6 protein-coding genes, 1 tRNA gene and 1 other annotated feature are annotated in these 15,461 nt (G+C 59.9%); of the genes, 3 read left to right on the top strand and 4 right to left on the bottom strand.

Annotation, left to right across the window (positions count from 1 at the left end; translation table 11 throughout):
• Nucleotides 1–20 precede the first annotated feature (20 nt).
• Both LV28_RS32245 and LV28_RS32250 read right to left on the bottom strand, forming a co-directional pair.
• Nucleotides 21–848, bottom strand: a complete 828-nt coding sequence (locus tag LV28_RS32245) for a GNAT family N-acetyltransferase (protein WP_023595198.1) — start codon at nt 846–848, stop codon at nt 21–23.
• A 209-nt stretch (nt 849–1,057) separates the two neighbouring features.
• Nucleotides 1,058–1,534 (bottom strand): SixA phosphatase family protein, encoded by a 477-nt coding sequence (locus LV28_RS32250; protein WP_023871781.1) that lies wholly within the window; start codon nt 1,532–1,534, stop codon nt 1,058–1,060.
• A gap of 179 nt (nt 1,535–1,713) precedes the next feature.
• On the opposite strand from LV28_RS32250, the gene LV28_RS32255 reads away from it, so the two are divergent.
• Nucleotides 1,714–1,790 (top strand) — tRNA-Pro (locus LV28_RS32255).
• Between the two features lie 174 nt (nt 1,791–1,964).
• On the opposite strand, the gene LV28_RS32260 is transcribed toward LV28_RS32255, so the two are convergent.
• Entirely contained in the window at nt 1,965–3,734 is a 1,770-nt protein-coding gene (locus tag LV28_RS32260) for a ShlB/FhaC/HecB family hemolysin secretion/activation protein (protein WP_023871780.1), read from the bottom strand.
• A gap of 330 nt (nt 3,735–4,064) precedes the next feature.
• Here LV28_RS32260 and LV28_RS32265 point away from each other — a divergent pair, with 330 nt between their 5' ends.
• Complete coding sequence (locus LV28_RS32265) at nt 4,065–13,247, top strand: hemagglutinin repeat-containing protein (protein WP_081326840.1); 9,183 nt, start codon at nt 4,065–4,067, stop codon at nt 13,245–13,247.
• Nucleotides 13,247–13,555: a DUF3630 family protein gene (locus tag LV28_RS48345; protein WP_081326841.1), complete on the top strand. Its 309-nt coding sequence runs from the start codon at nt 13,247–13,249 to the stop codon at nt 13,553–13,555. Before LV28_RS32265 ends, LV28_RS48345 begins: the two co-directional genes overlap by 1 nt.
• 164 nt (nt 13,556–13,719) lie before the next feature.
• Here LV28_RS48345 and LV28_RS32270 read toward each other — a convergent pair.
• Nucleotides 13,720–14,957 (bottom strand): IS3 family transposase gene (locus LV28_RS32270; protein ID WP_115344378.1). Its coding sequence is split into 2 segments (ribosomal slippage): nt 13,720–14,666 and nt 14,666–14,957, totalling 1,239 coding nucleotides; the frame shifts between segments, so codons are not numbered across the junction.
• Nucleotides 14,560–14,676: a sequence feature (AL1L pseudoknot), on the bottom strand. It overlaps the preceding gene by 117 nt.
• Nucleotides 14,958–15,461: the final 504 nt, after the last annotated feature.

Here is a 15,461-nt window from a genome sequence, read left to right on the forward strand (position 1 = left end):
AGCCGTGGTGGGGAGGTCTGTCAGGCTTGCTGGAGCTTGCCGACGAGTTCGGGTCCGAGGAAGTGGCGCGCGTAGCGCGGGTTGATGTCGGACAGCCGGAACAGCGTGAGGAAGTCGGCGGTGTTGAAGTCGGGGTCCCAGGCCGGGGCGCCGCAGATGCGGGCACCGAGGCGCAGATAACCCTTGACGAGCGCGGGCGGCTCGACGTCGAGCGTGGATTGCAGCTCGTCGACGGGCAAGGCGATGCGCGGCACGGCGTGATATTCCGAGGGGGCCATGGCGGCGCCTTGCAGCTTGCGGTACAGGCTGGCGGCGTAGTGCCCGCCGTCGGCCATCGGCACGCTGGCGCAGCCGAGCATCGTTTCGAGGCCGTTGCGCAGCATGTATTCGGCCAGACCGCTCCAGAGCGCCATGATGACGGCGCCGTTGCGGTAGTCGGGGTGCACGCACGAGCGGCCCGTTTCGAGCATCTTCGGGCGCAGGTGATCGAGCCGGGAGAGGTCGAATTCTCCTTCGGAGTACAAACGTCCGAGGCGTTTGGCTTGTGCCGGGGGCAATACGCGGTAGGTGCCAACGACCCTGAGCGAGTCTTGATCGCGCACGATCAGGTGGTCGCAATATTGGTCGTATTCGTCGACATCCAGACCGGCCGGGCCTTTGACCGAGGCGCCCATTTCTTCGGCGAAGACCTGATATCTCAGGCGTTGGGCTTCCCGAAGCTCGCTTTCGTCGCGTGCCCAAGCCACGGCCAGATTCGGTTTGACAGGCGTTTGAGGGCGAGGAAGACGCCTCCGCGACGTGGGGGTCAACGAAGAGAGCGGCATGGTGGGGTTCGGCAGGTCGCGCATAAAGGCCCTTTTTTTGACGGTCGCGTTGCGACGTACTTTAAAAAGCATCAATGTCGATTCCGTGAACGGTAGGCGACAATTCTATGACAAAACCACAAGTGTCATGAGTCAGGTCCCATTTTCCGTACCTTCCACGGGTCTGGCGCAGGCGCTCGGGAGGGGCCTTTCGCGCGGGATGGCCGCCGGTTCGCCGCCGGCGGCGGGCGGGTTCAGAGCAGATCGGGGTTGATGACGGCGCGCACGACGACCTGGCTTTCGTCTTCGCGACGGCGGGAGGCGAGCCACCAGATGCCCGATTTCTTGATGGTCCAGTAAGCTTCCTGGCCGCTCAGCAGCAGGGCGGCGAGTTGTCCGAGGGCGGGTTGGTGGCCCACGACGACGACGGTCTGTGCGGTGCCGGGCCAGTGGATGGCGCCGAGCAGGGTCATGGCGTTGGCGCCTGGGGCGAGGTCGCGCACGATCCGCGGGGTGGGGGTGAGCGCCTGAGCCGTTTGCACGGCGCGCACGGCGGGGCTGGAGAGGATGAGGGCGTCGGCGGGCAGGCGGGCGCGCAGCCACTGGGCGGATTTTTCGGCCTGTTTGCGCCCGCGATCGGTCAGTTCGCGGGCAAGGTCGGCCTGGGCGCTGGTGGCCAGCGTGGCAGGCAGGTTTTCGGCGTCGGCGTGACGCCAGAGAATCAGGTTCATCGACACGGGTTCGGACATGGAGAACCTCCCACTATGGCGGGGTTTCGTGGCGGCGGGATGACCGTCGACGACGCAGCAACGAAAATGCCATTGTGCCAGCCGGAATAGGGAAATTGCCGGTGGGATGTGCGTCTATTTGACGCGGGACGCCGAACCCTCTAGAATCTAGCCTCTTTGCTCGGAGCGTAGCGCAGCCTGGTAGCGCATCTGATTTGGGATCAGAGGGTCGTAGGTTCGAATCCTATCGCTCCGACCAAAAACCCTTGCAGTACAAGCAGTTACGGAGCGCCCCATCGGGGCGTTTTTCGTTTATCCATGATCCTGTCCCGGTGCGTCAAATATCCAGTGCTCAAACAGTGCTGGTGATTCATCCAGTTATCGGCGGGTTCATGCGCATTTCGTCCCTCAACTCGCCGGCAGGCATGGACGATCAGAACTGCGCGGTAAGCGAGAATCCGACTGTGGTGTGTGCTGTCTGAAAGGACGCTGGCTTATGGATTGGCGTGCCGGCAAAGACTTCACCAGCGACAAAGCCGAATGGGAGCCTGGTATTGCCGCGTACGCCAATGACCGCACCCGCAAGTTGTGTACCGGCCAGGTATTGCGCGTTCGGACCGCTGACACGGCCGTAATCCACCCCGGCGAAGAGCGATACGCCAGACGCGCCAGGTGCCCACTGCAATTCGTTGCGCCAGTAAAAGCCTTTTTCCGCAGCAAGGGACGATTCACCGTCAAATCCACGAACCGTATAACGGCTACCGATACTCATATCGTCGATGTAGTGCAGCACGTCGCCGGTGAATTGCCCGTGAAATGTCGTGACGTAGCGAAGTGGCAATTGACCGAGCGGCAGTGACAGGTTGGCGTCAAGTACCGCCATCTTGAAGCGATACGTCGGCGTGCCGGGCGGGGCGTTATCCGGCGCCGCCCCGAGCCCCGACACACTTTGCCGATAAGCAAGGGTGCTGTCGAATTGCCCGCCGCCGATGTGGTGACGATCCGAAATCCCGAACTCGATGAAAGTGTTGTTCCGGTACTGCTGATCGATTTCAGCGTCCTCGAGGAAGCTGCGTCCAAAGCGCTTGCTTAACCGGACGTGCGCGCTCAGCACATTGCTCTGGCTGCGCTGAAGGACTCGCGACAGTTTGAAATCGAGATTCTGCGACTGTCCACGCGTGACGAAAGTGTCGTTCACGCCTGCGATTTGCTGGTTATACCGATTGGCGTAGGCCGCCACTGTAGCAGTCCAGAATCCCCACGGAATCGAGTAGAAAGCATTCCACCCGTTCGATCCGAAGCGCTTGTCAGCGAACGACAGATCATGTGTCGCGCCGACATTCAGGATGTCGTTCAGACCCAGGGGATTGTCGATGCCGAGGGCGAGGCTGCCCTGTAGTTTCCCTGTATCGCGAGATCCTGAGTTGTCGACCGAGGCGACAACGCTCCATCGCTTTGTTCGCTTGACGTCGATGACGACATCACTCTCGCCCGGGGCTTGCGTCGGCACGATCTGCATCGTCACGTCCTGGCTGGCAAGGCGCTTCATCTGCTCAAGCCCCTGCTCGAGGTCGCGCAGTTCGAGGAGATCGCCCGGGCGTGTGGGGAATGCCGTACGCCACGTGCCGTATTGCGAGGCATCGGAGAAGCGGATGTCCCCGATGATGCCGGGAACGAGCATGAGCTTCAGTTCTCCGGTCGTCAGATCCTGCTCGGGCACGAGAACGCGTGTCGTCACATAGCCTTTGGCCAGAATCGCCTTAGAGAGCCCCGCCGTTATCGCTGCAATGCCCTCTCGGCCGACGCATTCGCCTCGATAGTGCGCGAGCCAGTCTGTTGCGAACGCAAATGGATCAAGAGAAAGCGATGACGCACCAGCGGCTTGCGCACGTTGCGGGAGTTTCTCGGGAACGTGCAGCGAAAACCTCTCGATCGGAAAACATGGGGACTCCACGGGAAGCGCCGGGAAGCCGTCTGCAGCGGGGAGTGCCGAGCGCACCGTTGGCGTATTGATCGCGGCGGCGCGCTCCTGTGCCTGACGTTGCTGCTCGAGCAGTTGCTGTTGTCGCGCATTCGACGCAGCCGCATCGACGGCCGGCGCAGGCGACGTTTGTGCCACAGCCTCGAATGACAGCGGAAGCGAGAGCAGAGCTGGAAGCAGGCGACAAAACTGTGCGGTTGACCAACGTGATGCGAAATTCATTGCGAGGCAACGGAAAAAGGAATCGCGGAGACAAGACGAGCGCCAGCCTGACCCGAAGTTGTAGATCGAAAAGCGATGTCAAAGAAAGGAGGCGTGTCCTACTTAACGACCCCGAATCAGGTGTCGAAGCGCATTGGTATCCCCGGCGATATTCATTCGGACTATTAGCTTTTTTTGGATGTTACCGCCATTGATCACTTTTCGGAAGATGGTTTTGCATAGGGAACTGATCATGAAAAATTTAGTAATATTCGGCATGCGAAGTTTTTTGCGATAAATGTAGAGCATCGGGAAGAGGCAAATAGAAAAAGACAGTCGCACAAAGATCAGATGAAAACACACACGAATCGGCGCGTGCGGGGCGCGCTTCAGGGGAGTGCCTTGGAAACTGGGTTGCAGCACGGCCTGATCCGCGCGCTGGTGCTTGCGCAGATCATTGCGCCGATTTCGGTTCGGGCGCAGGTAGTTGCAGCGCCGGGTGGTCCCAATGTCGTGCAGACTGCCAATGGCTTGCAGCAGGTCAATATCACCACACCTACCGCTGCGGGCGTTTCAAAAAACGTCTATTCGCAGTTCGACGTGCCGCGTCAGGGCGTCATCCTGAACAACTCGCCGACGATCGTGAACACACAGCAAGCGGGGTACGTCAACGGCAACCCCAATCTCGCTCGGGATCAGGCTGCGCGCGTGATCCTGAATCAGGTCAACAGCAATTCCCCGAGTCAGCTACGGGGTTATCTCGAAGTCGCGGGCAAGGCCGCGCAAGTCGTTGTGGCGAACAGCGCGGGAATCATGGTCGACGGTGGGGGGTTCATCAACACCACGCGTGCGGTGCTGACCACCGGTATTCCGATCATGGGTGCGGACGGCAGCCTCGCTGGCTATCAGGTCAACGGCGGGCGTCTGGTGGTTCAGGGAGACGGGCTGAACGCGGCGAATGTCGATCAGGTTGACCTCATCGCACGTGCCGTACAGGTCAACGCTGCGTTGCATGCCAAGCAACTGAATGTGGTGACGGGCGCGAATCGCGTCGATCACGAGACCCTCGCGTTGCAGAAGACAACCGGTGACGGTGCTGCGCCCGATGTGGCCGTGGACGTCGGCCAGTTGGGCGGGATGTACGCGCAACGCATCTTTCTCGTGGGCACCGAGAACGGCGTCGGCGTCTCCAACAAGGGTGTGATTGCGGCGCAGGCCGGCGATCTGACGCTGACGACCGAGGGTAAGCTTGTCACGACCGGAAAGCTTGATGCAACGGGCAATGCGCGCCTCAACGCCCTGACAGGCATCGACAATCGGGGTAGTGTCTACGCGGGCGGATTGACTGACATCCGCACAGGCGGCCTGCTCGATAACAGCGGTGTGCTGAGCGCAGCGGGCAATCTCATCGCGCAGGCCGCCGGTCTGACGTCGGGCGGCACACTCGGTGCCGGTATCGATTCCACGGGGCAGGCGACGCTCGCGGGCAATCTGAGCGTGACGGCCTCCGGAAAGGTGATCGCGACGGGGCGCAACGTCGCGCGCGGCGACATGACGTTCGTTGCCGGTGCGCTGGACCTGTCCGGCAGTCGTACGGATGCGAGTCAAAGCTTGTCGCTGACGTCGCGGGCGGGCGATATCGATCTTCAACGCGCCATTGTCACGGCGTCCAACGCGCTGAGTGTGAAGGCCGCGCAAGGCCTTCTCAATGCCAATGGCGTATTGTCGGCCGACACGATCACGTTGGCGGCGCTAGGCCGTATCGACAACACCGACGCACAAACGGCCGCGAGAACGCGACTCGACGTCACCGGGGGAAGTCTCGATAACCAGCGCGGGTTGCTTCAATCGGGCGGGCTTCTCAAGGTCAGGGGCGCATCGCTGAACAACACCGCCGGGCGTGTGGTATCGCTCGGCGACGACGGAACATCCATCGATATCGACGGCGAATTGCGTAACGCGGCGGGCACGAACGGACTCGGTGCCCCCGGCGGGGTCATCGGCACCAACGGCGACCTGCGTCTGCATGCCGGCTCGCTGATCAATGCTGCGCAACTCGTCGCCGGGACGACGATGACCCTTACGTCCGGACAACTGGACAACACTAACGGAACACTTTCCAGCGAGAAAATCGACGTGAGCGTCGACAGTGTTCTGACCAATCGTCAGGGCGCGATTTCCGCGACGACATCGACGCTTCGCGCCGGGCAACTCGTCAACGATCATGGACTGATCGACGCGGGCACCCTGTCGCTGACAGTGTTGGGGGATGCGTCAAACCGTTCGGGAGAGATCAAGCAGTACGGCGATTCGGCGCAGACCGTCAAAGTCGGTGGGGTGCTGGACAACAATGCAGGCACGGTGGCAACCAAGGCCAGCGGGCTGACACTGAACGTCGGACAGTTGGTCAACGATCAGGGGAAGATCAGCCATCTCGGCAGCGGCACCTTGTCGGTCGTGTCGACGGGTGACGTCACAAACTTGACCGGTCTGCTGGGAAGTCTGGGCGCGCTTCGGATCTCGGCGGCGCGCATCGATAACACGGGCGGCGAGCTGAGTGCGGGCGATTCCGTGTGGCTTACCGCCGCTGCGAACATCGTCAATCGTAGTGGCGGTGCGGTGTATGGCGCGAATAGTCTGACGGTTTCGGCGAGCACCGACATCTACAACACGGCGGGATCGATGCAGTCGGGGGGCACCGTCAAGCTGGATGCTAACGGTACGCTCACCAATACCGGCGGTCGTATCAGTGCCAATGGCGCGCACGATGCACTGACGGTGACCGTCGGTAGCCTCGTGAATGCCACCGGGCAACTGACGAATGCCGGCGATGGCGATACTTCTGTAACGGCAGCTGGGGACGTGGGCAATGCCGGAGGAACGATCGGTGGCAACGGCAAACTGAGCGTCAATGCGGCGTCGCTGAGCAACAGCGCCGGCGGCAAGATCATTGGCGGTGCAGACGTTCTGCTGGGTGTGGTCGGTTTGCTCGACAACTCGGCGGGGCAGTTGTTCGGCGGTAACTCGCTCATGGCGACGCAAGCCACCGCACGCTTGAACAATGCGGGCGGCACCATCGAAAGTCGCGGCGACGTCTCGTTGCAGGTCGCTTCGCTCGATAACGCAAGCGGCATCATCCGTTCGAACCGCGACGTGGGCGTGGGCGGTGCCATGAACGGTGCCGGACAAATGACGGCCGGTCGCAATCTGACGCTTGCTGCCGTTGGCGACTACGTGAACGCATCCGCCAATCGTCTGCGCGCAGACGGCATGCTCAAGCTCACGTCGACGGGGCGCTTCACCAACGATGGCACGCTCACGGCACCCGGCACACTCGACGTACAAGCCGCCCAGATCGTCAATAGCGCGAATGGCTCGATCAATGCGGCGACGACACAACTGAGTGCTGCGGGCCTGTTCTCCAACTCGGGCAGCATCGGCGGCGATACCGTTCGACTCAAGGCGAACTACTTCTTCAATGGCTATGGTGTGCTGGGCAACGATGTGCAGATCAATGCCGTCGATATCGAGAACAACAGCGCGTCGGCGATTATGGGGGGCGCGAGGCGACTCGCGTTATATGCGTCGAACTCCGTCTCCAACTACGACGGAGCATTGCTCTACAGCATGGGCGACATCGAGATTGCGCGTGACGGCACACGCGACGGGCAGGGGCTGCTCGCCAATCAGATGGCGTTGCTGACCAACCGTTCGGCCAGCATCGTTGCCGACGGCAATCTGGACATTGCGGCGCGCGTCATCAACAACTCGCGCACCAGCATCGTGACACAGCCGGGAACGCCACAATCCACGACGCAGAGCTTCAGTCTCTACACTGCGGGGCTGACCGGTGGCGATGAAACGATGATGCACATGAGCCTGACGTTCCCAGAATGGTTCTGGAGCGGGGGCAGAGCGCCGATATCGTCATCGTTGCTGCAGACGCTTGCCAGACCGTTGACTGTCGACATTCCAAAGTCTCAGGTGACGAATTTGGATCTTGCGGCGAAGACCTTCAGTCTGACGAAGCCGCTCGAAGAGTCGTATCAGGACATGACGACGCAAGGCCAGGGGCCGTGCGACGATCATGGCCAGTGCGCGTCGACCACCAAGACGCGCGACGTCGGCACGAACCCGACGCAGTACTTCAACAGCATCGTCGATAACGGGGACAGTTACCGTGTCGTGTTCTGGCCGGATTGGGATCCGAATACGATGATCCGGCCGGATCAGGCGATCTCGCGTGGCGATCTGGGGATCGATCAGCGCGACTACAACGAAATCGCGCGCGTCGTCACGACGACGCGAACGCGCGACGAACTCATCAGCGCATCTCCCGAGGCGAAGCTGCAAGCGCAGGGATCGATTCGCATCAATGCCGACGGCGGTGCGATCAACAACCAGTCGTCGACGATGACGGCAGGGGGCGATCTGATTCGACGGGCGACCGGTGGGTCTGTCAACGACGTTGGCATCACGTTGCAGGAGACGGTGACGCAAACGCAGACGTCGACTTTCTACTGGCATCAGAAATCGGGTGGCGACAGCGATCAGCAGACGGTGGCCTATCCCGTCACGCCGTTGCCGCCGACTACACTTGCGTCGCTTCCCGCGATTGCCGTGGGCAATCAGTCGGTGCAATCCAGCGGCAGGAACATCACGGTGTCGAGTGTGGACCGATCCGGTAATACGGTGGGTAGCGCAGGCGTGACTGGTGGTAATGCGACCGGCACGCAGTTGGGCAACCTGTCGGGTGCGGTGGCCAATCGTCAGACGCTTGGGTCATCTGCCCAGGCGATTCCCGGCCTGACGTTGCCAAAAAACGCGCTGTTCCAATTGCGCTCGGCACCGGGGCAAACCTATCTCGTCGCCACCGATTCGCGTTTCACCGATTACGGCAAGTTCATCTCCAGCGACTACATGCTCACTGGACTGAATCTCGATCCGCAGACAACGCAGAAGCGCATCGGCGACGGCTTTTATGAAACGCAATTGGTGCGGGATCAGATTACGGCGCTCACGGGCAAGACATTGCTCGCGGGTTACACCAATTATCTCGATGAGTACACGGCGTTACTCAACAACGGTGTGACGTACGGAAAGCAGTTCGGGTTGAACGTTGGCGTGGCTTTGTCGGAAGCGCAGATGAAGCAACTGACCAGCGACATGGTGTGGCTGGTCTCGCAAGACGTGACGCTGCCAGATGGGTCCGTTCAGTCGGTGCTGGTCCCGCAGGTGTATCTGGCGCAGGCCAACACCGTCGATCTGACGAACACCGGGGCACTGGTCGCGGGCGGGAGTGTGAAGCTTGCCGCGACGGGCGACGTGAAGAACAGTGGCCAGATCGTCAGCGACACCGCGACGACGATTCTGGGCGACGCCATCGTCAACCTCGGCGTCATCGGTAGCGGTGGCACGACCGCGCTTTCGTCGCTCGGCGATATCCGGAACACCGGCGGGCGCATTGGCGGTAAGGACGTCGTGGTGCAGGCGGGCCGCGACCTCATCAATGAATCCACCACGCTCACCCGGACCGCAGGGACGGACAACGGTGGCGGCTTTACGTCGTCCGCATCGGCCACCGGTATCGGTGCAGTCGGCATCATCTCGGGATCGAACAGCGCTACCGCCGTGGCGGCGCGCGACGTCACCCTCAATGCGGGCGCGATCGCCAGCGATGGCGCGGTGGTGGTTGCGGCGGGACGCGACATCAACGCCAACACGTTGACGGTCGGTCAGTCGCAGATCGTCGGTACGACCGATGGGCAGAACGGTGGTCGTGATGTCATTGTGCAGAACGTCGGCAGTGCGATCTCCGCTGGCGGCAATCTGACGACGGTCTCAGGGCGCGACACCACGTTGAGCGGAACGACAGTGGCCGCAGGTGGTAATGCGACGGTACTCGCGGGCAACGATGTCACAGTGACGGCGGTCAAGGATTCGCATACGCACGATGAGCGCTCCTTCGGGGGCTCGTTGCAGTACACCAAATCGTCGCTGGACGAGGCGGTCAATGGCGCCAGCGTGAGCGCAGGAAACCACTTGCTGATCGGCGCGGGTCAGGCGAGTGCGGTCGGTGGCGTGCTGGATGCTTATCAGATCTCGCCGGTCGCTGCCTCGTCGGGGACAGGGAATCTGTCGGTGCTGGGATCATCTGTTTCGTCGCAGGGTAATGGAACCATCGCATTGGCGGCGACGGGCGACGTCAATATCGGCACGGCGACGGAGACGCACGATAGTCGGAATTGGCAGCACGATAGCAGTTCAGGGTTCCTCTCCACAACGGAGGAGACATCGTCATCCAGCTCACATCAGACGATTGCGGTCGGATCGACCGTGTCCGGCAATGCAGTGGGCGTGTCGGCGGGCCGGGACCTCGTCGTGAGTGGTTCAACGGTCGTTGGCACGCAGGACGTCGCTTTGCAGGCCGGACGCGATGTGCGCATCGAGTCGGCGCGGAACGAGAGCCGGAGCAGCTCGTTCTACGAGAAGAAGAGTTCCGGTTTGGGTTCGTCGGGCGGTGTGGGTATTTCGTACGGCAAGAACGAGCAACGTGACCAGACTAACGACAGCAGCGTAACGCAGACGGGCAGCATGGTCGGTAGCCTGAACGGCAATGTCAGCATGGTGGCGGGCAACGACCTGCTGGTCAGCGGCAGCGACATCATGGCGGCCGGCGATATCACCGGCATCGGTGAGAACGTCACGATCGAATCGGCGCTGAATCAGCAGCATCATGACGAGGCGCATGAGTTCAAGAGCTCGGGTTTTACGTTGGCGGTGAAGTCGCCGGTCATCGACGCAGTGCAAAACGTGACGAATCAGGTCAAGGCTGCGGTGGACTCGGGCGGGGATGCACGCGTCTCGGCGCTGCGAGGCTACGCTGCGGCAAGTGGCGCTTATGGCGCCTACAACGAGGCTGCGCGAGCTGTTGATATGTTTGCTGACCCGAATTCGAAGGCAAAGCCGGAAGCCAAGGTCGAGCTGAGCTGGGGGTCATCGAGCAGCAAGTCGACATCGTCTGTCGACACGACGCAGAACGTGTCGAGCAACATCAGATCGGGCGGCACGACGGCGTTTGTCGCCACTGGCGACGCGGCGTCGGGCAAAGGTAACGTCAACATCATCGGCTCGAACATCGATGCGAAGGACGTCCTCCTGCAGGCCAACAACCAGGTCAATATCCTCAGTAGCAAGGACACGGAGTCGACGCGCAGCGACAACGAGTCGAAAGGCGGTAGTTTTGGCGTGTCGTTTGGCACGAGCGGCTGGGGGGTATCGGCATCGTTCTCGAAGTCCAACGGCGATGCCAACTCGGATTCGACGTTCCAGAACAACTCTCACATTAATGCGAGCAATACGGCGGTGATTGTGAGCGGCGGCGATACGAATATCGTCGGCGGCAATGTGAATGCGGACAATGTGATTGTGCGTGTGGGCGGCGATCTGAACATCGCCAGCGTGCAGGACACGAGCGAGAGTTCGGCACATCAGGAGAGTATGGGTGGCGGGTTCAGCGCGAGCATGGGCGGCGCTTCGGGGAGCTTCAGCTATTCGCGCGGTAACGCTAGCGGCAACTACGCAGGTGTGGTTGAGCAATCTGGGATTCAGGCCGGGGCTGGTGGGTTCGACGTCGACGTCAAGGGCAATACGGATCTGAAGGGCGCATACATCGCCAGTACGGCAGACCCGTCGAAGAACCAACTCACGACGGGAACGTTGACGTACTCCGACATCCAGAACCATTCCGACTACAGCGCGAACAGCTTTGGCTTTGGCGGCGGGGGCACGTTCGGCAACGGGGGCGCCAACGAGCGGACGACGGGACCGAGTTCGGGCAAGAACACTGGCGGCATTGCACCGATGCTGCCGCAGTCCGAGAGCGGCAGCGAGCGTGGCGTGACCCGCAGCGGTGTGAGTGAAGGCACCATCACGCTGACGAACGGCGCGAACCAGACGCAGGATCTGGCGAGCCTGAATCGCGATACGTCGAATCTGAACGAAACGGTGAACCGAACGCCGGATTTGCAGAACCTGCTTAACGATCAGTCACGCTTGATGGCAGCGGCGACGGCGGCTGGGGAAGCGGTGGCGCGGGATATTGGGACGTATGCGGACAAGAAGCGAGAAGCGGCGCTAAAGATGGCCGACGCCACGACCGATCCGGAGTTGAAGGCGCAGTATCAGAAGGAAGCCGACGACTGGAAGGAGGGCGGCGACTACCGTGCGGCAATGCACGCGGCGGGCGGCGCCATCATCGCGGGCTTAGGCGGCGGGAATGCGCTCGGTGGTGCGTTAGGTGCAGGGTTGACGTCGAAGCTCGGCGGAACACTGAACGAACTGAGCGAGAACATTCAGAAGGCCCACCCGACGGGCAACGCCGATATCGATCAGGCATTGGCGCAGATTGTGGCGACGGGCGTTGGTACTGCGGTGGGGGCGGCGGTTGGTGGGAGTTCTGGTGCGTTTGCTGGCTATAACGTTGATCGGTTTAATCGGCAACTTCATGAGGACAAGGATCCGCGAAAGGATGAGCGGAAACGGATTCAGCAGGATATTGCTCCGCAGTTCGCGGCGGCCCATCCGGGAATGACTGTTGAGCAGGCAACTCAGATACTCGCAGACCAACTTCTGAGGCAAGTGGACACAACTGCCGCCGCCAAGGGCGGATGGAATCAGGATGCTGCGAACTACTTGAGCAACTACGCTGCGGCCCATGCTGGCGAAACCGTTGGAAAAGATCAATGGGGAAATGCCGTACCGTTGTTTGGAACTGCTGCTGGATATCAACGCAACGACAGTACTATTTTCAGCGCAAACCCGCAGACGACAGTCTCACCGCCGACATTGGGGCTAGGCTCTCTTGGTGGCTATTTCAAGGGGGTTGGTCAGGGCTTAGTCGATACGCTGGGACATCCAATAGACTCGGTTTGGGGAAGTCTCAAGGGCGTCTATACAATCATTACGGACCCCACCGGCATGGCATCGCGTTGGCAAAATGAGGCGCGAAATGTGGTCATTCAGGCAGGTGATGGGAACTTCGGGCCAGCGGGTCAGCAGGCCGGTCAGCAGTTCGGGACGACGCTAATAGACTCGGTGACGGTCGCCGGAGGCGGTGTTTTGATCGGCAAAATGATGCCGGGTCTCAAGGATTCGAGGGCAGCGGCGGGAAACGCTGACGCTGCGGTGAGCAACAATTTCTATCGAGATGGTATTTCTTATGATGTAAGGCGCATCGCTTATGAAGCAGATTCCAGGGGGCTTTCCAACACCGTGGATGCGATGCGGGCTTCTGGGGCGAGCGAGGAGATAATTGCTCGATGGGCGGTCGACGAGAGAAACGCACTTAAACTGCAATATCGAGACATATCCCCTCCAGACTTCGTGGCGGCGGCGGAAGCGAGAAACGTGGAGAAGTACGGGAACAAACTGGGGCCCTCAGTTGAACAACTCAGACAGAAGGGGCTGTCGTGGACGGATATTGCTAACGGTGCTGCTCGCCCTGGCGGACAAGACTTTGGATTCGGAAAATAATGAAAACCACTTTGGAAACATCGCCGACTGGATTCCGATATATCTCGGTCCAGGAGCGCGTTGATTGGGGCAGCGCTCCGAGTATTGTCGAGGATATCCTCAGTCGCCTTGGTGCTAGTGACGTGATGACAGTTGCGAATGATGACGCGGTATCCGTTGACACAAAATGGTGGAATTTCACTTTTGACGGAAAACGATTCAGAGTGGTTTATGAAGAATATCCGCGAAGCCTCTCGATAGAGCCTATGGAAAAGTTGGATTCTACGGTTTTGGCTGAGATTTCACGGTTGCTTTTGGTGGAAAAATAATATTTCTTTGCTTTTCAATGTTTTGTAAATTAATTGAAAATTTGTTTTTAGTGTTTGATGGTGATTTTTTGTTGGGTTGGTTGAATCTGTTTAATTAAGATTAATCAATTTTTAGCGAATTTATGGTGGTTGAACCGCACCGGGAATCGTGGAGGCTGGTTGGTTTAAGTTAATGCGGACACGTCAGCGGCATTTCTGAGTTGCCTGTAGTAGTTTGCCTCAGCTTCAGCAGGCGGGATATAGCCGAGCGGTTCCATCAGCCGATGATGGTTGTACCAGGCGACCCATTCCAGCGTTGCCAGTTCGACGGATTCCCTCGTTTTCCAAGGGGCGCGCCGATGAATCAGTTCCGTCTTGTACAGGCCGTTGATCGTCTCGGCCAGCGCATTGTCGTAGCTGTCGCCCCGGCAGCCGACCGACGGCTCGATGCCGGCCTCAGCCAGCCGTTCGCTGTAGCGGATGCTGACGTATTGAGACCCTCTGTCGGAATGATGAATCAAAGTCCCGTCCTCACCCGGTTGGCGGGCGTACAGCGCTTGTTCAAGTGCATCCAGAACGAAGTCCGTGGTCATCGACGAGCTGACGCGCCAGCCAACAATACGGCGGGCAAACACGTCGATCACGAATGCCACGTACAGCCAGCCTTGCCATGTCGAGACATACGTGAAATCCGACACCCAGAGCTGATTCGGTCGGTCAGCCTTGAACTGCCGGTTGACTCGGTCCAGCGGGCGCGGCGCGGTCACCTCGGGAATCGTCGTGCGAACACGCTTACCGCGAACTGCGCCACGCAAGCCCTGCAGTTTCATCAACCGTCCGACCGTGCAGCGTGCCACTGCAATGCCTTCCCGGTTCATCTGCTTCCAGACCTTCGGCACGCCGTAGACCTGCATGTTGGCCTGCCAGACACGCTTGATCTCCGGTTGCAAAAGCTCATCGCGTTTCGCGCGGGCGCAGCGCTTCGACGGATCGCGAAGTTGTGCTGCATGGCGTCGGTAGCCCGACGGGGCAATCCGCAAGACCTTGCAGATCGGCTCGACCCCGAAGGTGTCGCGATGCTGATCAATGAAGGCCTTCAGGACTTGAAACGGCGGTCGAGCTCCGCCTGGGCGAAAAACGCGCTCGCCAGTTTGAGAATCTCATTGGTCCGGCGCAGTTCCTTGACCTCGCGCTCCAAGGCCTTGATGCGTTCACGCTCGGCCGTACTCACGCCATCGCGCTCTCCACGGTCGACCTCGTCGCGCTTAACCCAATCCAACAGCGTCTGCGGCGTGCAGCCGATCATCGGCGCAATCGATTCGACTGCCGCCCACATCGAAGGATGCTCGCTACGCTGCTCGCGTACCAGGCGCACTGCGCGCTCTCGGACTTCCGGGGAAAACTTGCTTGGCTTCTTGTTCATTGCTCCATTCTCTCAAGAGTTGGAGCCTCCACAAAATCCGGTGCGATTCATGGTGCCCATGGATGGTTGGCCGGAGCAAGCCAAGGCGCGAATTCCGATCTCGTGAGCTATGGATCCAGTCCTAAGGTCGGTGACTTTCGTGTCGGTTCCTCCGTCTCCGCGAGTGCCATGCTTGGTCCTCTGGCCGGACAGTTCGGAGGTGGTGCAGGTCTTTTCTCTAACATTCAAGGAACGCCCATCACAGGGGGTACTGGCAGACCAAGGGGGTGGCTGCAATTGGACCGAATGTCGGCGTTGGAGCCGAAATTAAATTCAATATCATAGAGTTTACTTATAAGGGGAGGTAGTTGATTGATGATGAATGCGAGCGTTGGGCGGTTTAATGTTATTAGGCGCCTCATAATTGCTATTATGGTTTTTGGATTTATTGGTTTTTTGGGATTTAAATTATTGCCGAAGTGGCTGGAATATATAACGATATTTTATGTTTTATTTTTTGTGGCG

This window comes from Pandoraea pnomenusa (assembly GCF_000767615.3).
GTDB lineage: Bacteria > Pseudomonadota > Gammaproteobacteria > Burkholderiales > Burkholderiaceae > Pandoraea > Pandoraea pnomenusa.